The sequence below is a fragment of the Curvibacter gracilis ATCC BAA-807 genome, assembly GCF_000518645.1.
Taxonomy (GTDB): domain Bacteria; phylum Pseudomonadota; class Gammaproteobacteria; order Burkholderiales; family Burkholderiaceae_C; genus Curvibacter; species Curvibacter gracilis.
In genome coordinates this window covers 221,155-242,633 of the sequence record NZ_KI912466.1, presented here as the reverse complement: position 1 = coordinate 242,633, position 21,479 = coordinate 221,155, and the positions used below count along the sequence as shown (strand labels likewise).

Sequence of the window (21,479 nt, the reverse complement as noted above, 5' to 3'; positions counted from 1 at the left end):
GCCCGCCCCTTCCTTTTCTTTCTGAGCACTGACATCACCATGCACCAGCCCACCACCGAAGCCCGGCCCTCGATCTATTACCCCTATCAGGTGTTTGCCCCCTGGCTGCCCTCGGCCCACCCGCCCCAGGCCCGCCAGCGCGTGGTGATCGCGGGCTCGGGCCCGGCCGGCATGGTGACGGCGCTGGAGCTGGCCCGCCATGGCGTGCCCAGCGTGGTGCTGGAGAGCGAGCTGCAGGTGTCGCAGGGCAGCCGGGCCATCGTCTTCACGCGCCGCTCGATGGAGATCCTGCAGCAGGTGGGCGTGGCGCACCGCATGAGCGAGCAGGGCCTGCCCTGGCGCTTCGGCAACTCGTACTACCGGGGGCAGCGCGTGTTCCGCATGGAGGCGCCGCACGACAGCGATGACCGCTTCTATCCCATGCTCAACATCCAGCAGCAGTACATGGAGGAGTACCTGCTGGACGCCTGCGCGGCCCAGCCCCTGATCGACTTCCGCTGGGGCAACAAGCTGGTGCAGATCGAACAGGAAGAGGGCGTGGCCCACCTGCAGATCGACACGCCCGAAGGCCCTTACGCGATGGACACCGACTGGCTGGTGGCCGCCGATGGCGGGCGCTCCGAGATCCGCACCGCCTTGGGATTGAAGATGGAAGGGGCGTCTTACGAAGGCTTCTTCGTGATCGCCGACATCCGCATCGCCCTGCCTCTGCCCACCGAGCGCCTGGCTTTCTTCGACCCCGACTGGAACCCCGGCAACACCATCCTGATGCACCGCGAACCGCATGGCATCTGGCGCGTCGACTACCAACTGCCCCCGGGCGAAACCCCGGAGCAGGCCCTGCGGCCCGAGTCGCTCAAGGCCCGCATCGATGCCCAACTGGCCATGATCGGCCACGCCGGCACGCCGTGGGAGATGGACTGGAGCTCGGTCTACTCGGCCCGCACCCTGACCCTGCCTGACTACGTGCACGGGCGCGTGCTGTTCACCGGCGATGCGGCCCACCTGCTGCCCATCTTCGGCGTGCGCGGCGCCAACACCGCCTTCCAGGACGCCCAGGCCCTGGGCTGGCAACTGGGCCTGGTGGCCAAGGGCCTGGCCAGCGAGAAGCTGCTGGCCAACTACAGCGCCGAGCGCGTGGGCGCCGCGCGCGAGATCATCGACGAAGCCGGCAAGAGCACCCGCTTCATGACCCCGCCCAGCCGTGGTTTCCGGCTGCTGCGCGACGCGGTGCTGTCGCTCTCGCTGAGCCAGGAATTCGTGCGCCCGCTCTACCACTGGCGCACCTCGCGCCCGCACGAGTACAGCGCTTCGATGCTCAACAGCGCGGGCGACGACAACGCCTTGTTCACCGCCGGCCCGGCACACGGCGCGCCACCGCGCAACATCCGGCTCTCAGCCGACGACTTTCTGCTCGATCACCTGGGCGGCGGCTTTGACCTGCTGTACTTCACCGAGGCCCCGGCCCTGCCCGAGTCCCTGCAGCAGGTGGTGGCCGGTGCCCGCGCGCGCGGCCTGCCCCTGAAGGTGATCGCCGTGGGCGCCCCCGGCCCGGTGGCCGGTGCCGACCTCAGCCTGCCCGACGCCGACGGCCACTTCCGCCAGCGCTACGGTGTGCCCGCCAGTGGCGCGGCCTACCTGCTGCGCCCCGACCAACATGTGTGCGCCCGCTGGCTCACGCTGGACGCCCATCGCCTGCAGGCGGCCCTGAACACCGCCCTGCCGCAATGAACCCCGAGACCTCTGCCATGACCGCTGAAACCACCCCATCCCTGCCCCTGTCCGGCCTGGAGGACGTCTACGACGCCCTGGCCAGCGCCATCGACCAGGCTGGCCCTGAAAAATCTGAATTGTTCCTGGTCAAACTCGCGCTGCTGAACGCGCAGCGGCTGGGCAGCGCCGACCTGGTGCGTGAGCATATCGAGGTGGCGTTGAAGGATCTTTGAGGCCCCGTCCTCGCTCACCCCAGATACGCCATCCCCCTGATCTTCGGCCCGATGTCGTCCAGAAAGGCCTGGGCCAGCGGTGACAGCGAGCGGCCGCGGCGGGTGAAGACCTCGAAGCTGCGGCGCACCTCGGGCTGGCCCAGGGGCATCATGCTCAGGCCGTAGAGCGTGACCAGGGGGGCGGCGTAGGGGATGCACAGGGCCACGCCCAGGCCGGCCTGCACCATCGACAAGGCGGTGGACATGTAGGCCACCTCGGTGCTCGGCACAAACTGGAAGTCGGGGTCGGCGGCGCGCAGGTCCTGGGCCAGGCGTTCGGTGAACTGGCCTTGCAGGCCGATGACGGGGTAGGGCTTGAGATCGGTCCAGCGCAGACTTTTGTGCTTGGCCAGCGGGTGCGTGGGCGGGAAGACGGCCATGAAGGGCCCATCGAACAGGTGGGCCGAGGTGATGTCCGAGTTGGGCTCGCGCTCGGGGCCGATGCCGATGTCCACCTCGCCTGAGAACACCCGGGCCATCACGTCTTCCACCGGCACATCCACCAGCTTCACCGAGCCGCCCGGGTGCTCGGCCTGGAAGCGGGCGATCAGGTCGGGCATCAGGGTGGAGGCCAGCAGCTGCGACACGGCCACCCGCACCACGCCTTTCTGGCTGGTGCTGTCGTCCACGGCGCGGTGCAGCACCTCGTCGAGGTCGTGCAGCACGGTCTCCAGCATCGGGCTGAGGCGCTCGCCGGCTTCGGTCAGGTGCACGCGGCGCGTGCTGCGGTCGATCAGGCGCACCCCCATCGACTGCTCCAGCTCTTTCACCAGGCCCGACAGGGCCGACTGCGAGATGTACAGGCTCTCGGCGGCCAGGGTGAAGCTGCTGGTGCGCGCCACGGCCAGAAAGGCCCGCAACTGCCGCAAGGTCACATTCATCGGATTAACCTATAAATTGATCGAATAAAACGGCTTGCATGATAGTTGGTGATCCATTCCAATGGCATTGCCCCGGGCCTCATGGCGAGTGCCCGACGACAAATCCCCCGACGATCATCGCCAGACACAACGCTTACGGAGACCTCAACATGCTGGTTCAAAAAGTTCACCACGTCGCCTACCGCTGCATCGATGCCAAGCAAACCGTGCAGTGGTACGAAAAGCACCTGGACATGAAGTTCGTGCTCGCCATCGCCGAGAACGAAGTGCCCTCGACCAAGGCCCCCGACCCCTACATGCACATCTTCCTGGACGCGGGCAATGGCAATGTGCTGGCCTTCTTCGAGCTGCCCAGCCAACCCCCGATGGACCGCGACCGCAACACCCCGGCCTGGGTGCAGCATCTGGCTCTCAAGGTCGATTCGGTGGACACCCTGATCGCCACCAAGGCCCGCCTGGAAGCCGCCGGCATCGAGGTGATCGGCCCCACCGACCACACCATCTTCAAGTCGATCTACTTCTTCGACCCCAATGGCCACCGCCTGGAACTGGCGGCCGACACCGGCACCCCCGAGATGATGAAAAAGCTCGACGAGGTGAAGTGGGACATGATCGAAGAGTGGTCGCAGACCAAGCGCGCCCCCAAGCACGCTGCCTGGATGCACGACGGCAGCATGAGCCAGGCCTGAGCCCGCCGTTTTTCCGCACCCACACCCTCACAGGCTCCCACTGATTCAACGATGACGCTTCTCAACGAAACCCACGACCCGGCCCTGCGCAGCTGGGTGGCCTCGGCCCAGGTGGCCGGCACTGATTTCCCCCTCCAGAACCTGCCCTTCGCCGTCTTCCGCCGCACCGGGCGCAACGAAGCCTGGCGCGGTGGCGTGGCGATTGGTGACCAGGTGCTGGACCTGGCGGCCGTGGCCGCCAGCGGCGTGTTCACCGGCCCGGCGGCGCAAGCCGTGCAGGCCGCCGGCCAGGACAAGCTCAACGCCCTGATGGCCCTGGGCGCACCGGCCTGGAGCGCGTTGCGCCTGGCCCTGTCGCGTGCCCTGCGCAAAGGCGCGCCCGAGCAGGCCGCCCTGCAGGCCGCCCTGGTGCCCCAGGCCGAGGCCGAGTACGACGTGCCGGCCCGCATCGGTGACTACACCGACTTCTACACCTCGGTGCACCACGCCACCAACATCGGCAAGCAATTCCGCCCGGACAACCCGCTGCTGCCCAACTACAAGTGGGTGCCCATCGGCTACCACGGCCGTGCCTCCAGCATCGGGGTCTCGGGCCAGCGCTTTGCGCGCCCCCAGGGGCAGACCATGCCGCCGGGCGCCAGCCAACCCGTGTTCGGGCCCTGCAAGCGGCTGGACATCGAGCTGGAGCTGGGCATCTTCGTGGGCAGTGGCAACCCACTGGGTGAGCCCGTGCCCATGGGCCAGGCCGAAGACCATGTGTTCGGCATCTGCTTGCTCAACGACTGGTCGGCGCGCGACATCCAGGCCTGGGAGTACCAGCCCCTGGGCCCCTTCCTGTCGAAGAACTTCGCCACCACGATCTCGCCCTGGATCGTCACCCTGGAGGCCCTGGCCCCGTACCGGGTGGCCTTCACACGGCCCGAGGGCGACCCGCAACCGCTGCCCTACCTGGATTCGGCCGCCAACCGCGAGCAGGGCGCCTTCGACATCCAGCTCGAGGTCGGCCTGCAGACCCCGCGCCTGCGCGAGGCTGCCCAGGCGGCGGCCGTGATCTGCCGCACCAGCTACCGCCATGCCTACTGGACTGTGGCCCAGATGCTCACGCACCACACCATCAATGGCTGCAACCTGCAGCCGGGCGACCTGTTCGGCAGCGGCACCCTGTCGGGCCCCACGCTGGACCAGGCCGGCGCGCTGATCGAGCTGACCCAGGGCGGCAAGAACCCGGTGCAACTGCCCAACGGCGAGCAGCGCGTGTACCTGGAAGACGGCGACGCCGTGGTGCTGCGCGGCTGGTGCGAGAAGCCCGGTGCGGCGCGCATCGGTTTTGGCGAGTGCGTGGGCACGGTGCTGCCGGCACGGGTCTGAGGCGCAGGTCTGAGGCGCCGATGGCGCCGTGGGCCCCGAACGGGCGCCATCTTGCGTGAACTTGTGCGCAAAGCGGCCTGTTTCCTGAGTTTGGCGCTTGGTGCTTGCTGAAAGGCGCTTCCTAGAATCGGTATCAGATGCCCGGGGCCCCCGCCCTGGGCCTGGTTCCGATCCATGCTGACCCGTTTGCGCTTACCGACCTGGCGATCTGCCACCCTGGCGATGGCCCTGTCGGCCTGTGCCACGCTGGCACCTGCCCAGGGCAGCGCCGATGCGTCTGCGGTCGGCCCGGGCAATCTGAATTCCCGATCGCCGGCCCTGCCTGAGCTGCTGCTGGGCATCCTGCACTACACCCGCTGGCCCCAGCCCCTGGCCAGCCACCGCCTGTGCCTGAACGACGGCGATACCGACGCGGTGGCCCTGGCGCGCGAGCTGGACGCCCAGGGCGCCCAGGCCGTGCCGCCGGTGCACAGCACGCTGCGCAGCCTGCGTGCCGACCTGGCCGACAGCCTGCTCGACTGCCAGGCGATCTACTTCGGCGCCATGCCGGTGCGCGGTCTGCAACCGCTGCTGCTGCGCCTGAACCGCCACCCCATCCTGACCCTGGGGCAGGGTGATGACTTCTGCTCCTACGGTGGCAAGTTCTGCCTGCTGCAAGGGCCGCAGGGCTGGCAGATCAAGGCCAATCTGGATGCCATTGCCTACAGTGGCCTGCGCGTCAATGCCCGGCTGCTGCAACTCACGGTGCGACCGTCGGGAGGGCGCCCATGAGCCCGCCCTCGCCAACGCCCCGCCATCGGCTGCAGCCGGCAGAGACTCGGCCCGTGCGCAGCGTGGCCCGCCTGGTGCGCCTGGGCCAGTGGCGCAGCGCCGGCGTGGCCCTGGTCTGTGCCGGTCTGTTCATGAGCGCGGCCAGCCTGTACTCGCTGCAGCAATACGCCCGGCACGCCCTGGCCATGGCCGCCCATTCCCTGGCCTTTGCGGGTGAACCCGCGATCCGATTCCGCGATCTGGAGGCGCTGCGCGAGCTCGCCGAGCAACTGGCCGAGCGCGAGCAACTGGCCTCGGTCACGGTGCTGGACGCGCGCGGGCAGCGCCTGTTGCAGGTGGAGCGCCCGGGCCAAGGCGCCTTCGACCGTCTGGCGCGGCGCGTGGCCGAGCTGTTCATGCCACAGCCGGTGAGGGCGCCAGTCTTGGGCGGTGGGCTTGGAGCGGGTGACTTGGGCGAGGTGCAGCTGCGCTCCGACGGCCGCGTGCTGCTCGGCAACCTGGGCCTGCTGCTGCTGGCCTTGCTGGCTTGCGTGGCCGTGACGGCGCTGGTGGTGCTGGCCGTGTCGCGCCACCTCACGGCCTTGATCGTGCAGCCTTTGCGCGCCATGGTGGAGCTGACCCGCGCCGTGCGCACCAGCCGGTCCTTCGATCGCCGCGCGCAGGCCACCCCGGTGCAAGAGCTCAATGCCCTGGCTGACGACTTCAATGCCCTGCTGGTCGAGCTGCAGCGGCAGCAGCGTCGCGTGGCCGCGCGCCACAACGACCTGCGCCGCAGCAACGAGTCGCTGCGCCACGCCAGCCTGCACGATGCGCTCACCGGGCTGCCCAACCGCAGCCACCTGTTCGAGCACCTGGCTTCCGTGTTCGAGCGGTGCCAGCGCCAGGGCGGGCAGGCGGCGGTGCTGTTCATCGATGTGGACCGCTTCAAGCAGGTCAACGACACCCTGGGCCATGCCGTGGGCGACGCGCTGCTGATCGAGCTGGCGCAGCGCCTGCAGTCGGCCCTGCGCGAGTCCGACTTCGTGGCCCGCCATGGGGGTGACGAGTTCCTGGCCGTGCTGTTCCCGGTGGGCGACGAGTCGGAGGTGCGCCTTTGCGTGGACCGCCTGCGCGCGGCCCTGGTCCAGCCGCTGCGGCTGGACAGCGGGCAGACCCTGCCCTTGAGCGTGAGCATCGGCACCGCCTTGTTCCCGGCCCAGGGCACCAGCGTGGACGAACTGGTGCGCGCCGCCGATGCCGCGATGTACCGCGACAAGCTCCGCGCTCAGGGGCGGCAGCCCTTGGCAGCCGCTCAATCCGAGCCGGCGCCGCTGTGAGGCCCTTGCCCCTGGCCTGATCTGACGGAAGACCTCCATGACCCCTGATAAGCGATCCCACCGCGTTTTCCTACCCCTTGGCAGCCTGTCGCAGGTCATCGCTTTGTTGAGCCTGTCGAGCCTGCTGGGCGGCTGCGCGAGCCCGCCCCCCGCGCCGCCCCCAGCCCAAGTCCTGGCGGCGCCTGACGCCCGCGAAGCGGCCCTGCGTGAACTCGGCTTCCGGCCCACCGAGCAGGGCTGGGAGCTGGACCTGGCCGGGCGGGTGGTGTTCCCGGTGGACGATGCCTCCTTGTCGGCCGAGGCCCTGGCCGCCATCGAGCGTCTGGCCCGCACGCTGCGCGGCCTGGGCATCACCCGGCTGGCCATCGAAGGACACACCGACAACCAGGGCACGGCGGCCTACAACCAGCGCCTGTCAGAGCGGCGCGCCCAGGTGGTGGCCCAGGCCTTTGTGGAGCGTGGTTTCGAGCCGGCCCAGGTGCGGCACCAGGGCTTTGGCTTCAGCCGCCCGATCGAAGACAACCGCAGCGAGGCCGGGCGCCAGCAGAACCGCCGCGTCACCATCATCGTGACTTCTCTCTGACTTGAATCAGCCCAGTCCTGGCGGGCTGCGTCACCTGGGTGCCACGGCGGGCCCGGCGGCCCTGTTCAGGGTGGACAATGGGCTGGCGCCAGGCAGGAGGCCCTGGCCCTTGAAGGAGAGTCTGCATGAGTGAACCCGTGCCTGCACCGACCCCGGCGCCGAACCCGGCCACGGTGCCCCCCAGCCCCAGCCTGAAACTGCGGCGCCTGGCCATCGACACCTACCGCGAGAACGTCGCCTACCTGAACCGCGACTGCGATGTCTACCGCGCCGAAGGCTTCCAGGCCCTGTCCAAGGTCGAGGTGCGCACCAACGGGCGCCGCATCCTGGCCACCCTCAATGTGGTGGACGACCCCGGCCTGGTGGGCTGCGGCGAGGTCGGTCTGTCGCAGGATGCCTTTGCCCAACTGGGCGTGGAAGACGGCCACCCCGCCTATGTGTCGCAGGCCGAGCCGCCCGAGTCGATCCCGGCACTGTTTCGCAAGCTCGACGGTGAGCGCCTGGGTCAGGCCGATTTCGACGCCATCATCCGTGACATCGCCCAGCACCGGTACTCCAAGATCGAACTCACCGCCTTTGTGGTGGCCAGCAACCGCAGCGAGCTGGACCGCGAGGAGGTCTACTTTCTCACCGAGGCCATGGTCAAGACCGGGCGCCGCCTCGACTGGCGCCAGCCCGTGGTGGTGGACAAGCACTGCATCGGCGGCATCCCGGGCAACCGCACCTCGATGCTGGTGGTGCCCATCGTGGCGGCCTATGGGCTGGTGTTTCCCAAGACCTCGTCGCGCGCCATCACCTCGCCTGCGGGCACGGCCGACACCATGGAGGTGCTGGCCCGCGTCGAGCTGCCCTTTGACCGCCTGACCGACATCGTGCGCCAGCACCACGGCTGCCTGGCCTGGGGCGGCACGGCCGACCTGTCGCCGGCCGACGATGTGCTGATCTCGGTCGAACGCCCGCTGTCCATCGATTCGCCGGGGCAGATGGTGGCCTCCATCCTGTCCAAGAAGATCGCCGCCGGCGCCACCCACCTGGTGCTGGACATCCCCATCGGCCCCACCGCCAAGGTGCGCTCCATGCCGGAGGCGCAGCGCCTGCGCCGCCTGTTCGAGTACGTGGCCAGCCGCATGCGCCTGTCGCTGGACGTGGTCATCACCGACGGGCGCCAGCCCATCGGCCGTGGCATCGGCCCGGTGCTGGAGGCGCGCGACGTGATGCAGGTGCTGCAGAACGACCCCGAAGCCCCGCAGGACCTGCGCCAGAAGTCGCTGCGCCTGGCTGGCCGCCTGATCGAATGCCACCCCGATGTGCGCGGCGGCGAGGGCTATGCGATCGCGCGCGACATCCTCGAGTCCGGCCGCGCCCTGACCCAGATGAACGCCATCATCGAGGCCCAGGGCGCCTGCGGCTTCGATTACCAGAACCCGCCGCTGGGTGCGCTGAGCTTCGAGGCCCGCGCCACCGAGGCCGGCGTGGTCACCAGCATCGACAACCTGCAGATTGCCCGCATCGCCCGCCTGGCCGGAGCCCCCCATGTGCAGGTCGCCGGGGTGGATCTGCTGCGCAAGCTGGGCGAGCCGGTGGCCCCGGGCGAAGTGCTGTACCGCGTGCATGCGGGCTTTGGTGCCGACCTCGAGTTTGCCCGCCAGGCCTGCCAGCGCAGCCAGGGGGTGCAGATCGGTGCGGTGGGGGCGGTGCCCCATGTGTTTGTCGAATCCTGATGACGATCACGATGAAGTTTTGGAAGGATGGCCCATGACCCCTGCTCAAGAACCCGGTGCGCTGCTGTGCTTTGACGACGAACTGGACGTGGCCCGCCGTGCCGCCGAGGCCAGCGGCCTGCGCCTGGCGGTGGTGGAGCGCCACCGCTTTCCCGATGGCGAGTGGCGTCTGCGCCTGCCGCCTGCCTTGCCGCCGCGGGTGGTGGTGTGGCGCTCGCTGCACCAGCCCAACGAGAAACTGGTCGAGTTGCTGCTGCTGGCCGACACCGCGCGCCAGCTCGGCGCCCGGCACCTCAGCCTGGTGGCCCCCTACCTGGCCTACATGCGCCAGGACATCGCCTTCCGCCCGGGCGAGGCCGTCAGCCAGCGCACCGTGGGCCGCTTTCTGGCCGGCCTGTTCGATGCCCTGATCACGGTCGACCCGCACCTGCACCGGGTAGCCACCCTGCACGAGGCCGTGCCCCTGGCGGACGCCATCGTGCTCAGCGGTGCGCCCCTGCTGGGCGCCTGGGTGGCCTCGCAACGCCAGGATGTGCTGCTGCTGGGCCCCGATGAAGAGTCGCTGCAATGGGTGAGCAGCGCGGCCCAGGCCCATGGCTGGGCCCATGCGGTGTGCCGCAAGCTGCGCCATGGTGACCGCCATGTCGAGATTGCGCTGCCCGAGTTGACCGTGGCCGGGCGCGCCGTGGTGCTGATGGACGATGTGGCCAGCTCAGGACAGACCTTGATCGAGGCCACCCGTTTGCTGCTGGCGGCCGGCGCCCGTTCGGTGGATGTGGCCGTCACCCACGCGCTGTTCGCCGGCGACGCGCTGCAGCGCCTGCAGGCGGCCGGCGTGGGCCAGGTCTGGAGCACCGATTGCATCGCCCACCCCAGCAACGCGGTGTCGGTGGTCGGGGCGGTGGCTGAGGCGCTGGCAGCCCTTTATCAGCGCCTGGACCTCGTGCCCGGCGACGGCGGACAGAGGGTCATTTCGGAGACCTGAGCCGACGAACGGCGCTTATCATGGTGCTCGAACCCCAGGCGGATCGGCCTGGGGGCCCTTCGGCCCGGGAGCCCGATGCTGCAGCAACTGAAAACCTTTGGCGAAATCCTCGATGGTCTGGAGATCGCCATGTGCGTCTTCGATGACCAGGACCGGGCGCTGGCCTGGAACCGTTGCTTCTTCCGCTTCTTCCCCGAGCACGAGGGGCAGGTGCACGAGGGCGAGCACTACAGCGTCAACCTGCGGCGCTTCTACAGCGGGCGCCTCAGCCCCCAGGAGCTCAGTGGCATCGAGCGTTACATCGAGGCCGGCATCGAGCGCCACCAGCACCAGAGCCAGCCTTACGAGTTCGAGCACCTGGGGCGGCGACTGCGGGTGTCTTCGCTGCCGGTGCCCGGCGTGGGGCGCATGCGCCTTTGGCGCAGCGAATCGACTCTGGCCCCCCAGGCCACCTTGCCGGGTGGAGCGCCCGCTGCCCTGCCTGCGGGCGGCGGTGTGTTGCTGGACAAGGTGCCTGACGCCTTGATGGTGTGTGGCCTGGATGGTGGCCGCATCGAGTGGGTCAATGAATCGTTTGTCCTGATGTACGGCTTGCGTGATCGGCAGTCGGCTGTGGGCAGCGGCTTCGAGCAGGTGTTCGAGGCGGCCTGGCAGCAGGAGTTGGCGGCCGGCACGGCCGATCACGAACTGTATGCCACGGGCTTGCAGGTGCTGAAGGACCATCTGCGGTTTTCCGGGGCACCGTTTGAGCTGCCCTTGCCAGGCAACCGCTTTTGCCGCGTGATTGCCCGGCCTACCGGCGGCGGCGAGGCTTTCTATGCCCACGTCGATATCTCCGAAATCAAACGTCAACAACAGCGCCTGGAAGCGGCTGAACGCCTGGCGCGTGAACGCGAACAGCAGCTGCGCCACAAATCTGTGCTGCTGGAGGCCACGGTCGAGAACCTGGATCAGGGCATTGCCCTGATCGGTGCCGATGGCACGATCGAGCTGAGCAATCTGAATTTCTATGAGTTGCTGGATTTGCCCGCCTCATGGCTGGGGCAGCGTCTGAGTCTGGACACGGTGTTGGACCACCAGCGCCAGCGTCGAGAGTTCGACGGTGCTCCTGAGCTGGTGCAACAGTATGTGCAGGCGGGTGGGCGCTCGCCCCACTTGCCACGCTACGAGCGCCGGTGCGCCAGTGGCCGGATGATCGAAGTGCGCAACATCCCGATCGAAGACGGCAGTCTGCTGCGCACGGTCAACGATATCACCCAGCGCAAGCGGGACGAGGAGCGCATCCGTTTTGCCGCGCACCACGACGCGCTCACCGGCTTGATCAACCGGGCCGTGTTCATGGAGTGCCTGGAGGCCGAGGTCTCGTTGGCCCGGCGCACCGGCATCGGCTGCGCCGTGTTGTACCTGGACCTCGATGGCTTCAAGCCCATCAATGACCGGCATGGCCATGCGGTGGGCGACCAGGTGCTGGTGGGCGTGGCCGAAGCTCTGCGGGGCGTTTCACGCGAGGCCGACTTTGTGGCCCGCCTGGGGGGTGACGAATTCGCGGTGCTGCAGCGTGGCGTGCAGGGCCGCGAGCAGGCCCGCCAATTGGCGCAGCGTGTACAGCAGGCCCTGGCGGCCCCCCTGTTGGTCGAGTCCTTGCAGCTGCAGGTGGGGGCCTCGATCGGCGTGGCGCTGTGCCCGGACGACGGTGATCAGGCCGAAGCCCTGTTGCGCCAGGCCGATCTGGCGATGTACGCCCGCAAGAAGCAGCGGGCCCGGCCAACCGGCTGAAGGGCCGGCAGGCCGGGGGGCGTGCTCAACCCTGCTTGAAAGGCAGCTCGCGCACGGGCTTGCCGCTCAGGCGCGCCACGGCATTGGCAAAGGCCGGGGCCAACGGTGGCAGGCCCGGTTCGCCCATGCCGGTCGGGGCATCGTCGCTGAGCACGGTGTGCACGGCGATCTGCGGCATGGCCGTGATGCGGGGCACGGCGTAGTCACCGAAGTTGCTCTGCTCGACCTGGCCATCCTTCAGGGTGATGGCGGCGCCGGGCAGGCACATCGACAGGCCCATCAGCGCCGCGCCCTGCACCTGGGCTTCCAGGCTGCGCGGGTTGATCACCCGGTTGCAGTGCACGCCGGCCGTCACCTTGTGCAGCGTGGGCACGCCCTTCTTCAGCGAGGCCTCGACCACATAGGCCACCACCGAGTTGAACGACTCGTGCACCGCCACGCCCCAGGCGCGGCCGGGGGCCAGCTTCTTCTTGCCGTAGCCTGATTGGTCGACCGCCAGTTGCAGCGCGGCCTTGTGGCGCGGGTGCTGCTCGCCGATCAGCTTCATGCGGTAGGCCACCGGGTCTTGCCGGGTGGTGCGGGCGATCTCGTCGATCAGCGTCTCCATCACGAAGGCGGTGTGGGTCGAGCCCACGCTGCGCCACCACAGCACCGGCACGTTCACCTTGGGGTGCTGCACGGTCAGGCGCATCGGGATCTCGTAGGGCTCCTTCATGCCTTCGACCGCGGTGCCGTCGATGCCGTTCTTGACCATCATGGGCTCGAAAGCTGTGCCCGCCAGGATCGACTGACCCACGATCACGTGGTCCCAGGCCTGGATGCGGCCCTGGCCGTCAAAGCCGATGCGGGCCGTGTGCAGGTGCATGGGGCGGTAGTAGCCGCCCTTGATGTCGTCCTCTCGGCTCCACAGCAGGCGCACCGGGGCGCTGATGCCCGCGGCCAGGGCGGCCTTGGCCACCTGGGCGGCCTCCACCACGTAGTCGCTGCTGGGGATGGCGCGGCGCCCGAAACCGCCCCCCGCCATCTGCACGTGCACCTGCACGTTCTGCGGCGGCAGTCCCAGCACGGTGGCGGCGGCCAGGCCGTCCAGGCCCGGCATCTGCGTGCCCACCCACAGCTCGGCCTTGCCCGCCTCGACGCGCACGGTGCAGTTCAGCGGCTCCATGGGCGCGTGGGCCAGGTAGGGGAAGACGAACTCGGCGCTGATTTTGTGCGGTGCCTTGTCCAGGCCCGACACATCGGCGTCGAAGCGGCGCGGGCCTGGCTGCGTGGCCAGGGCGCGGTACTGCGCCAGCTGGCGCGCGCTGTCCACCTTCTCGACCGCGCTGCTGTCCCAGGCCAGCTTGAGGGCGTCGCGGCCCTGCTTGGCGGCCCAGTAGCCTTCGGCCAGCACGGCCACGGCCTCTCCACCCCGGTCGGCCGGGATGCGCAGCACCGCCTTCACGCCCTTGATGGCGCGCGCGGCACTGTCGTCCAGCGACTGCAGCTTGGCGCCGAACACCGGCGGGTGCGCCACCACGGCGGTCAGCAGGCCGGGCAGGCGCACGTCGATGCCGTAGTCCTGGTGGCCGCTTGATTTGGCGACCGCATCCAGGCGGCCCGTGGGCTGGCCGATCAGCTGGAAGTCTTTCGGGTCTTTCAGCGTCACGCTGGCGGGCACCGGCAGGGCCATGGCGGCCTCGGCCAGTTCGCCGTAGCCCAGTTGCTGGCCAGCCGGCCCGATCACCTGGCCCTTGTGGGTGCGCAGGCTGGCCGGGTCAAGCTTCCAGCGGGCCGCTGCGGCCTGCACCAGCATGGCGCGGGCGCGGGCGCCCAGCTCGCGGTACTGGGTGTAAGAGTGCGCGATCGAGCCCGAGCCGCCCGTGATGTGCATGCCGAACAGCGGGTCGACATAGGCCGGGTCGTTGCTGCCGTGCACGCTGTTCACCCGGGACCAGTCGGCGTCCAGCTCTTCGGCCAGGATCATGGGCAGCGAGGTCTGAACGCCCTGGCCGAAGTCCAGGCGGTTGATGGTGATGGTGGTGCTGCCGTCGGCCGCGATGTGCAGGAAGGCCGAGGGCTGCTGCGTGGGCTTCAGGCCGGCGGGCTTGGCCGCGTCCTGGGCCAGCGTGGCCAGCGGGAAGGCGCCGAGCGCAAAGCCGCTCAGGGCGCCGAGTTTCAGAAAGCTGCGCCGCGGCAGGCCGCCAGAGGCGGGGGCGCTGGCGCCTTGCTCACGTTGAATCAGGGCCTGCAGGTGGCGCGGCAGTTCGAAGGTGGCTTGGTCGAAGTTCATGGGGTGTTCCTTCTGAGGTTCAGGCCAGGGCCTTGGCGGCGTCGGTGATGGCGGCGCGGATGCGCGCATAGGTGCCGCAGCGGCAGATGTTGCCCGCCATGGCCGAGTCGATCTCGGCCTCGCTGGGCAGCTTGCCGCGCGGCAGGGTCTTGAGGAAGGCGGTGGCCGACATGATCTGGCCGCTCTGGCAGTAGCCGCACTGGGCCACGTCGTGCTTCACCCAGGCCTGGTGCACGGCCTGACCCACCTTGTCGCTGCCGCCGGTGACGGCCTCGATGGTGGTGATCTTCTGCCCGCTGGCGGCCGACACCGGCGTCACGCAGGATCGGATCGCCTGGCCGTTCAGGTGCACGGTGCAGGCGCCGCACAGGGCCGCGCCACAGCCGAACTTGGTGCCGGTCATGCCCAGGGTGTCGCGCAGGGTCCAGAGAATCGGCGTGGAGGGGTCGACGTCGACCTCGTGGTTCTGTCCGTTGATGTTCAAGGTGCTCATGGGGTGGGTCCTCTTTGGGTGAATATATATTCGGTTAAAAGGCGGATGGGTGCTCGGTGTTCAGGGCGGGCGGCGTCAGGCCTTGATGCCGTCCCAGCACAGCCCGAAGGCCATGTTGAGCTGCTCGGGGGTGTGGCTCAAGGTGCCGCTGCGCAGCAACTGGGCGGTTTCGCGCACCGAGCCGGCAAAGCTGCTGATCAGCAGCGGCGTGGGCACGTCTTTGAGGATCTGCTGGGCCTTGGCGTTGTCGATCAACTCGACCCAGCCCTTGATCAACTGGGCCGACAGCTGCCGGCTGGCTTCGCTGAACCAGGGCGAGTTGTAGTACTGCTCCAGAAACACCACCTGGGCCGAATGGGCCAGCCGGTGTTCCAGCCAGTTGTCCCACATGTGGCGAAAGCGCTGGCGGAAGGGGGCGGCCGGGTTGTCGCCCTGCATCAGGCTGGCCGCCGTCTGGCGTTTGGCCTGCTCGTACAGGCCCACCATCAACTCTTCCTTGGATTTGAAATAGACGTAGAGCGTGCCCGTGGCCAGGCCGGCCTCACGGGCGATGGCGGCCATGGTCAAGCCGCTCAGCCCGGTCTGCTCGACCAGGGTGAAGGTGGCCTCGGCGATGGCGCGCAGCTTTTCTTCGTCCTTGGGTTTCATGTCGGCGCATCATAGACGAATATAAATTCATCTTTCAAGGCCGGGGATATTCAAGCGGTATCCATGCGGGGCTGGATGGTTGATAAGTTTTTTGAATGTGTCAATTTCACCAGATTATCAAAACTCTTTCGAGAGATAACGGGTAAATAATCGCCGAAAATTGCTTGATATGCGTGAAATACCCATGGAAATCTCTCGCGTTTCGCGTTAATTTGCAACTGTGGGTCGCGGCTTCAACCTAGAATTTCGGCCTGCTCCAAACAAGAAGGTACCCCCATGGTGCAACTCTCCAGACGCCAGTTCATGAAAGTGACTGGTTCGACTCTGGCGGGCTCCAGCCTGGCCCTGATGGGTTTCTCACCCAGCACAGCCTTGGCGGAAGTCCGTCAATACAAATTGGCGGCCACCACCGTCACCCGTCAAACCTGCACCTACTGCTCGGTGGGTTGCGGCATCCTCATGCATTCGCTGGGCGATGGCGCCAAGAACGCCAAGCTGTCGGTGATCCACGTCGAAGGCGATCCGGACCACCCGGTGAACCGCGGCACGCTGTGCCCCAAGGGCGCCAGCCTGCTCGATTTCGTGCACAGCCCGAACCGCCTCAAGTACCCCGAGTACCGCGCCCCGGGCTCCAACGAATGGAAGCGCCTGTCTTGGGACGACGCGCTGACCCGCATCGCCAAGCGGCTCAAGGAAGACCGAGACGCCAACTTCGTCGAGAAGACCGACGACGGGCTGACGGTGAACCGCTGGCTCACCACCGGCATGCTGGCCGCCTCGGCCGCCAGCAACGAGGCCGGTTACATCACGCACAAAGTGGCCCGCAGCTGGGGCCTTCTTGCACTCGACAACCAAGCACGTGTCTGACACGGCCCGACGGTGGCAGGTCTTGCCCCGACGTTTGGCCGTGGAGCGATGACGAACCATTGGGTCGACATCAAGAACGCGGACGTTATTTTGATCATGGGCGGCAATGCCGCTGAAGCCCACCCCTGTGGCTTCAAATGGGTGACCGAGGCCAAGGCGCACAACAAGGCGCACTTGATGGTGGTCGACCCGCGCTTCAATCGCTCGGCATCGATTGCCGACTTCTATGCCCCGATCCGTTCGGGCAGCGACCTGGTGTTCCTGGGCGCGGTGATCAACTACCTGCTCACCAACGACAAGATCCACCACGAGTACGTCAAGAACTACACCGACTTCAGCTTTGTCGTGCGCGAAGACTTCGCCTTCGACGACGGCATCTTCTCGGGCTACAACCCCGAAAAGCGCACATACGACAAGGCCAGCTGGGACTACGAAATCGGCCACGACGGCTATGTGGTGACCGACCCGACGCTGCAGCACCCGCGCTGCGTGTACCAGTGGCTGAAGAAGCATTACGCCGAGTACACCCCCGAGAAGGTGGAGAGCATCTGCGGCACGCCCAAGGCCAAGTTCCTGCACGTGTGCGAGAAGCTGGCCTCGACGGCACAGGCCGGCCGTGCGGCCACCATCCTGTACGCGCTGGGTTGGACGCAACACTCCACCGGCGCGCAGATCCTGCGCACCGGCGCCATGGTGCAGCTGCTGTTGGGCAACATCGGCATCGCTGGTGGCGGCATGAACGCCTTGCGCGGTCACTCCAACATCCAGGGGCTGACCGATCTGGGCATCCTGTCGGCCAGCCTTCCTGGTTACCTGACCATGCCCGGCCAGGCCGAGCAGGACTACAGCAAGTACATCGCGGCGCGCACCCAGATGCCGCTGCGCCCCGGGCAGATGAGCTACTGGCAGAACTACCCCAAGTTCCACGTCAGCCTCATGAAGTCCTGGTGGGGGCCGGCCGCCACGGCCGAGAACAATTGGGCCTACGACTACCTGCCCAAGCTCGACAAGCAGTACGACATGCTGCAGATCTTCGAGCTGATGAACCAGGGCAAGGTCAACGGCTACATCGCCCAGGGCTTCAACCCGCTGGCGGCGCTGTCCAACAAGGACCGCGTTCGCAACGGGCTGTCCAAGCTGAAGTTCCTGGTGGTGATGGACCCGCTGGCCACCGAGACCGCCGATTTCTGGAAGAACCACGGCGAGTACAACGATGTGGACACGGCCTCGATCCAGACCGAGGTGTTCCGCCTGCCCACCACCTGCTTTGCCGAAGAAGAGGGCTCGGTGGTCAGCTCTTCGCGCGTGCTGCAATGGCACTGGAAGGCGGCCGAGCCGCCGGGCGAGGCCAAGACCGACATCTACATCATGTCGCAGCTGCACCTGCGCCTGAAGGCCTTGTACAAGGCCGAGGGCGGCAAGTTCCCCGACCCCATTGCCAACCTGTGGTGGCCCTATGCCGACCCCGAGGAGCCGCGGCCCGAAGAGGTGGCCAAGGAGTTCAACGGGCGCGCGCTGGTGCAGCTCAACGACCCCAAGGACCCGACCAAGGTGCTCCGCAAGGCCGGCGAGCAGCTCAGCGGCTTTGGTGAGCTGCGCGACGACGGCAGCACGCAAAGCGGTTGCTGGATCTGGACCGGCTGCTGGACCAGCGCCGGCAACCAGATGGCGCGGCGCGACAACTCCGACCCGACCGGCATCGGCAACACGCTGAACTGGGCCTGGGCCTGGCCGGCCAACCGCCGGGTGCTGTACAACCGCGCCTCCTGCGATGTGGCGGGCAAGCCCTTCAACCCGCACCGCAAGCTGATCGGCTGGAACGGCAGTGCCTGGACGGGGGCCGACGTGCCCGACATCGGCGCCACGTTGGGCCCGGACACGGGCACCGGCCCTTTCATCATGAACCCCGAAGGCGTGGCGCGCTTCTTTGCGCGCAAGGGTATGAACGAAGGGCCTTTCCCGACCCACTACGAGCCGTTCGACACGCCGCTGGGCTACAACCCCATGCACCCGAAGAACCCCAAGGCCACCAGCAGCCCCGCCGCGCGCGTGCTGCCCGGCATCTGGGACACCTTCGGCAAGGCCTCGGAGTTCCCGCACGTGGGCACCACCTACCGCCTCACCGAGCACTTCCACTACTGGACCAAGCACTCGCTGCTCAACGCGATCACGCAACCCGAGCAGTTCGTCGAGATCAGCGAAAGCCTGGCCGAGTCGGTGGGGGTGAAGACGGGCGAGATGGTCAAGGTCAGCTCCAAGCGCGGCTACATCAAGGCCGTGGCCTTGGTGACCAAGCGCATCAAGCCGATGCAGATCGAGGGCAAGACCGTGCAGCACGTGGGCATCCCCATCCACTGGGGCTTCAAGGGCGTGACCAAGCCGGGCTTCCTGGCCAACACGCTGACGCCTTTCGTGGGCGACGGCAACAGCAACACGCCTGAGTTCAAGACCTTCCTGGTCAAGGTCGAGAAGGTTTGAGGAGCCCCTGATGTCATCTCTGCAATCTCTCGATATCAAGCGCCGCTCCGCCACCACCACGCCCTCGCCCAGTGCGCGCTCTGCGCATGCGGGCGAGGTGGCCAAGCTGATCGATGTCTCCAAGTGCATCGGCTGCAAGGCCTGCCAGACGGCCTGCATGGAGTGGAACGACCTGCGCGACGACGTGGGCACGGCGGCGGCCGGGGTGTATGACAACCCGACCGACCTCAGCGCCCAGTCCTGGACCGTGATGCGTTTCTCCGAGTACGAGAACGAGGCCAGCGGCAACCTGGAGTGGCTGATCCGCAAGGACGGCTGCATGCACTGCGAAGACCCGGGCTGCCTCAAGGCCTGCCCCTCGCCCGGTGCCATCGTCCAGTACGCCAACGGCATCGTCGACTTCCAGGAGGAAAACTGCATCGGCTGCGGCTACTGCGTGACGGGCTGCCCGTTCGACGTGCCGCGCATCTCCAAGAAGGACAACAAGGCCTACAAGTGCACCCTGTGCTCGGACCGCGTGGCGGTGGGCATGGAGCCGGCCTGCGTCAAGACCTGCCCCACCGGCGCCATCATGTTCGGCACCAAAGAGGCCATGAAGGACCAGGCCGAGGAGCGCATTCTTGACCTCAAGGAGCGTGGCTTCGACCAGGCCGGTCTGTACGACCCGGCCGGGGTGGGCGGCACCCACGTGATGTACGTGCTGCACCACGCCGACAAGCCTTCGCTCTACCATGGCCTGCCCGATTCGCCCAAGATCAGCCCCTTCGTGGGCCTGTGGAAGGGCGTGGCCAAGCCGCTGGCCATGGCCGCTCTCGGCGCCGCCGCGGTGGGCAGCCTGTTTCACTACATCACCAAGGGCCCGAACGACGTGTCCAAGGAGCTGGAAGATGAAATGGAAGCCAAGGACCGCGAGGCCCAGGCTCAAGCCAACCAGGAGACCGCACCATGAGACGCAACCCTCGTGACCTGCAGCGCTACAACGCCTCCGAGCGTGCCAACCACTGGGTGGTGGGCATCTGCTTCATCCTGCTGGCCTTGTCGGGCTTGGCGTTCTTCCACCCGGCCTTCTTCCCGCTGACCCAGCTGTTCGGCGGCGGGCCCTGGACCCGCATCCTGCACCCCTACATCGGGGTGGTGATGATGGCCTTCTTCGTGATCATGGGCCTGCGCTTCTGGCGCCTGAACGTGGTCGAGCCGCGCGATGTCGAGTGGCTGAAGAACGTCCGCAAGATGGTGGACGGCAACGACCACGACATGCCCGAGCAAGGCAAGTACAACGGCGGCCAGAAGCTGCTGTTCTGGGGCCTGGTGGGCGGCATGGTGGTGTTGTTCCTGTCGGGTCTGCCCATGTGGCGTGCCTGGTGGAAGCTGCCGGCCGACGTGGTGCGCATCAGCTCGCTGCTGCACGCCGCCGCCGGTGTGTGGATGATCGGGCTCATCCTGATGCACATCTACGCCGCCATCTGGACCCGCGGTACCATCCGGGCCATGCTCTACGGCACCGTGACCCGGGCCTGGGCCAAGCAGCACCACCGCGGCTGGTACCGCAAGATGACGGGCGACAACAGCTGATCCACCGGTCTGTTCAACGCCCTTGATCGGGCTCACTGCCGCCGGGCGCCTGCTGTTGGCGCGCCGGCGGCTGCTTTTTTGGGACACATTTCCATGCAACGCATTCTTCAACCCGGTGACATCGAAGCCCTGGACCACACCCGCTTCCCCCGGGTGCTGCCGCCTGCCGCCAGTTCGCTGTTTGCCGAGCGCGCCGCCCGCCTGCGCCAGCTGGCCGAGGGCAACCCGATTGCCGACTACCTGCTGTTCGTGGCCAAGATCGTGGACGCCCAGCACCAGGCCGTGGCCAGCGTGCCGGTGCCCACCCTGGCCGACGAGGTCAAGGCCCGCGCCCAGCAGCACGGCATGCCCCTGATGCCCGCGCAGGACCACCTGGACCCGGCCTGGCACGCCGTGCTCGACAGCCTGATCGCCACCCTGGCCCGTGAAGACGGCCTGCCCGAGGCCCTGCAACCGCTGCTGGGCGCCCTGCGCGAGCTCAGCCACGCCGAGCGCGACGACATCGCTCGCAAGCTGCTGCAAGGCGAGGGCTCGGCCCGTGATGTGGGCATCTCGCCCTTCATCATGGCGGCCCTGCAGGTCAGCTTCACCCGGCTGGCCAGCCAGCTCACCGAGGCCGATGTGCCCTACACCGACACCGCCAGCGTCTGCCCCGTGTGCGCCAGCGCGCCGGTGGCCAGCGTGCTGCGCATCGGGGGCCAGGCGGCCGGCCACCGCTACCTGCATTGCGGCACCTGTGCCACCGAATGGCACATGGTGCGCGTCAAGTGCTCGCATTGCGAATCCACCAAGGGCGTGGCCTACCAGGGCATCGAAAACGACAAGGGCGTGGTCACGGCCGAAACCTGCAGCGAATGCGGCACCTACCGCAAGCTGGTCAACCAGGAGAAAGACCCCCAGGCCGAACCCCTGGCCGACGACCTGGCCAGCCTGACCCTGGACCTGCTGATGGGCGAGACCCGTTTCCAGCGCGCCAGCCCCAACCCCCTGTTGTTCGTGGCCGTGGCCGAGCCGCAAGAGGGCGATGACGCAGCCCTGCCGCCCGACCTGTCCTGAGTTTTCTCACCTTCCACT

At 67.7% G+C, this 21,479-nt stretch carries 18 protein-coding genes; 14 read left to right on the top strand and 4 right to left on the bottom strand.

Features of this window, described 5'->3' with window-relative positions; translation table 11 throughout:
* The first annotated feature begins 39 nt into the window (after positions 1-39).
* Both L880_RS0126695 and L880_RS0126690 read left to right on the top strand, forming a co-directional pair.
* Positions 40-1,731, top strand: coding sequence for an FAD-dependent monooxygenase (locus L880_RS0126695; protein WP_027478194.1), 1,692 nt, complete (start codon positions 40-42; stop codon positions 1,729-1,731).
* Positions 1,732-1,748: 17 nt separating this feature from the next.
* Positions 1,749-1,946, top strand: coding sequence for a hypothetical protein (locus L880_RS0126690; RefSeq protein WP_027478193.1), 198 nt, complete (start codon positions 1,749-1,751; stop codon positions 1,944-1,946).
* Positions 1,947-1,960: 14 nt separating this feature from the next.
* Here the strand turns inward: L880_RS0126690 and L880_RS0126685 are convergent, their stop codons facing one another.
* On the bottom strand, positions 1,961-2,866 hold the full coding sequence (locus L880_RS0126685; protein ID WP_027478192.1) for a LysR family transcriptional regulator: 906 nt from the start codon (positions 2,864-2,866) through the stop codon (positions 1,961-1,963).
* 149 nt (positions 2,867-3,015) lie between these two features.
* On the opposite strand from L880_RS0126685, the gene L880_RS0126680 reads away from it, so the two are divergent.
* From L880_RS0126680 to L880_RS0126645, 8 genes are all read left to right on the top strand, one after another.
* Positions 3,016-3,555 (top strand): VOC family protein, encoded by a 540-nt coding sequence (locus tag L880_RS0126680; RefSeq protein WP_019574840.1) that lies wholly within the window; start codon positions 3,016-3,018, stop codon positions 3,553-3,555.
* A gap of 51 nt (positions 3,556-3,606) precedes the next feature.
* The gene (gene fahA / locus L880_RS0126675; RefSeq protein WP_027478191.1) at positions 3,607-4,923 is read left to right on the top strand and encodes a fumarylacetoacetase; all 1,317 of its coding nucleotides are present in this window, start codon (positions 3,607-3,609) and stop codon (positions 4,921-4,923) included.
* Between the two features lie 174 nt (positions 4,924-5,097).
* On the top strand, positions 5,098-5,694 hold the full coding sequence (yfiR, locus tag L880_RS0126670) for a regulatory sequestration protein YfiR (protein ID WP_084461690.1): 597 nt from the start codon (positions 5,098-5,100) through the stop codon (positions 5,692-5,694).
* Entirely contained in the window at positions 5,691-7,010 is a 1,320-nt protein-coding gene (gene dgcN / locus L880_RS33735; protein WP_084461688.1) for a diguanylate cyclase DgcN/YfiN, read from the top strand. Before yfiR ends, dgcN begins: the two co-directional genes overlap by 4 nt.
* A gap of 37 nt (positions 7,011-7,047) precedes the next feature.
* Positions 7,048-7,593 (top strand): outer membrane lipoprotein YfiB, encoded by a 546-nt coding sequence (gene yfiB, locus L880_RS0126660; RefSeq protein WP_084461686.1) that lies wholly within the window; start codon positions 7,048-7,050, stop codon positions 7,591-7,593.
* A 125-nt stretch (positions 7,594-7,718) separates the two neighbouring features.
* Positions 7,719-9,314 (top strand): thymidine phosphorylase family protein, encoded by a 1,596-nt coding sequence (locus L880_RS0126655; protein WP_245615387.1) that lies wholly within the window; start codon positions 7,719-7,721, stop codon positions 9,312-9,314.
* Positions 9,315-9,348: 34 nt separating this feature from the next.
* A complete protein-coding gene (locus L880_RS0126650) occupies positions 9,349-10,299 on the top strand; it encodes a ribose-phosphate pyrophosphokinase (RefSeq protein WP_027478187.1) in 951 nt (316 codons plus the stop codon).
* 75 nt (positions 10,300-10,374) lie between these two features.
* Complete coding sequence (locus tag L880_RS0126645; protein WP_027478186.1) at positions 10,375-12,075, top strand: sensor domain-containing diguanylate cyclase; 1,701 nt, start codon at positions 10,375-10,377, stop codon at positions 12,073-12,075.
* A gap of 25 nt (positions 12,076-12,100) precedes the next feature.
* On the opposite strand, the gene L880_RS0126640 is transcribed toward L880_RS0126645, so the two are convergent.
* The 3 genes from L880_RS0126640 to L880_RS0126630 form a co-directional block, all read right to left on the bottom strand.
* Entirely contained in the window at positions 12,101-14,347 is a 2,247-nt protein-coding gene (locus L880_RS0126640; protein WP_027478185.1) for a xanthine dehydrogenase family protein molybdopterin-binding subunit, read from the bottom strand.
* A 19-nt stretch (positions 14,348-14,366) separates the two neighbouring features.
* Positions 14,367-14,840, bottom strand: coding sequence for a (2Fe-2S)-binding protein (locus L880_RS0126635; RefSeq protein WP_019574831.1), 474 nt, complete (start codon positions 14,838-14,840; stop codon positions 14,367-14,369).
* Between the two features lie 75 nt (positions 14,841-14,915).
* Positions 14,916-15,488 (bottom strand): TetR/AcrR family transcriptional regulator, encoded by a 573-nt coding sequence (locus L880_RS0126630; protein WP_027478184.1) that lies wholly within the window; start codon positions 15,486-15,488, stop codon positions 14,916-14,918.
* Between the two features lie 276 nt (positions 15,489-15,764).
* Here L880_RS0126630 and fdnG point away from each other — a divergent pair, with 276 nt between their 5' ends.
* From fdnG to fdhE, 4 genes are all read left to right on the top strand, one after another.
* A complete protein-coding gene (gene fdnG / locus L880_RS0126620; RefSeq protein WP_157463078.1) occupies positions 15,765-18,833 on the top strand; it encodes a formate dehydrogenase-N subunit alpha in 3,069 nt (1,022 codons plus the stop codon).
* Positions 18,834-18,843: 10 nt separating this feature from the next.
* Entirely contained in the window at positions 18,844-19,782 is a 939-nt protein-coding gene (fdxH, locus tag L880_RS0126615) for a formate dehydrogenase subunit beta (protein WP_027478182.1), read from the top strand.
* Positions 19,779-20,405, top strand: coding sequence for a formate dehydrogenase subunit gamma (locus tag L880_RS0126610; protein WP_019574826.1), 627 nt, complete (start codon positions 19,779-19,781; stop codon positions 20,403-20,405). The genes fdxH and L880_RS0126610 overlap by 4 nt, the downstream gene beginning before the upstream one ends.
* Positions 20,406-20,498: 93 nt before the next feature.
* The gene (gene fdhE, locus L880_RS0126605; RefSeq protein ID WP_027478181.1) at positions 20,499-21,461 is read left to right on the top strand and encodes a formate dehydrogenase accessory protein FdhE; all 963 of its coding nucleotides are present in this window, start codon (positions 20,499-20,501) and stop codon (positions 21,459-21,461) included.
* The last annotated feature ends 18 nt before the right edge of the window (positions 21,462-21,479 follow it).

What these genes read in the sequence shown, in the direction of transcription:
- L880_RS0126695 (WP_027478194.1), top strand. Translation starts at nt 40, where the DNA reads ATGCACCAGCCCACCACCGAAGCCCGGCCCTCGATCTATTACCCCTAT.
- L880_RS0126690 (WP_027478193.1), top strand. Translation starts at nt 1,749, where the DNA reads ATGACCGCTGAAACCACCCCATCCCTGCCCCTGTCCGGCCTGGAGGAC.
- L880_RS0126685 (WP_027478192.1), bottom strand. Translation starts at nt 2,866, where the DNA reads ATGAATGTGACCTTGCGGCAGTTGCGGGCCTTTCTGGCCGTGGCGCGC.
- L880_RS0126680 (WP_019574840.1), top strand. Translation starts at nt 3,016, where the DNA reads ATGCTGGTTCAAAAAGTTCACCACGTCGCCTACCGCTGCATCGATGCC.
- fahA (WP_027478191.1), top strand. Translation starts at nt 3,607, where the DNA reads ATGACGCTTCTCAACGAAACCCACGACCCGGCCCTGCGCAGCTGGGTG.
- yfiR (WP_084461690.1), top strand. Translation starts at nt 5,098, where the DNA reads ATGCTGACCCGTTTGCGCTTACCGACCTGGCGATCTGCCACCCTGGCG.
- dgcN (WP_084461688.1), top strand. Translation starts at nt 5,691, where the DNA reads ATGAGCCCGCCCTCGCCAACGCCCCGCCATCGGCTGCAGCCGGCAGAG.
- yfiB (WP_084461686.1), top strand. Translation starts at nt 7,048, where the DNA reads ATGACCCCTGATAAGCGATCCCACCGCGTTTTCCTACCCCTTGGCAGC.
- L880_RS0126655 (WP_245615387.1), top strand. Translation starts at nt 7,719, where the DNA reads ATGAGTGAACCCGTGCCTGCACCGACCCCGGCGCCGAACCCGGCCACG.
- L880_RS0126650 (WP_027478187.1), top strand. Translation starts at nt 9,349, where the DNA reads ATGACCCCTGCTCAAGAACCCGGTGCGCTGCTGTGCTTTGACGACGAA.
- L880_RS0126645 (WP_027478186.1), top strand. Translation starts at nt 10,375, where the DNA reads ATGCTGCAGCAACTGAAAACCTTTGGCGAAATCCTCGATGGTCTGGAG.
- L880_RS0126640 (WP_027478185.1), bottom strand. Translation starts at nt 14,347, where the DNA reads ATGAACTTCGACCAAGCCACCTTCGAACTGCCGCGCCACCTGCAGGCC.
- L880_RS0126635 (WP_019574831.1), bottom strand. Translation starts at nt 14,840, where the DNA reads ATGAGCACCTTGAACATCAACGGACAGAACCACGAGGTCGACGTCGAC.
- L880_RS0126630 (WP_027478184.1), bottom strand. Translation starts at nt 15,488, where the DNA reads ATGAAACCCAAGGACGAAGAAAAGCTGCGCGCCATCGCCGAGGCCACC.
- fdxH (WP_027478182.1), top strand. Translation starts at nt 18,844, where the DNA reads ATGTCATCTCTGCAATCTCTCGATATCAAGCGCCGCTCCGCCACCACC.
- L880_RS0126610 (WP_019574826.1), top strand. Translation starts at nt 19,779, where the DNA reads ATGAGACGCAACCCTCGTGACCTGCAGCGCTACAACGCCTCCGAGCGT.
- fdhE (WP_027478181.1), top strand. Translation starts at nt 20,499, where the DNA reads ATGCAACGCATTCTTCAACCCGGTGACATCGAAGCCCTGGACCACACC.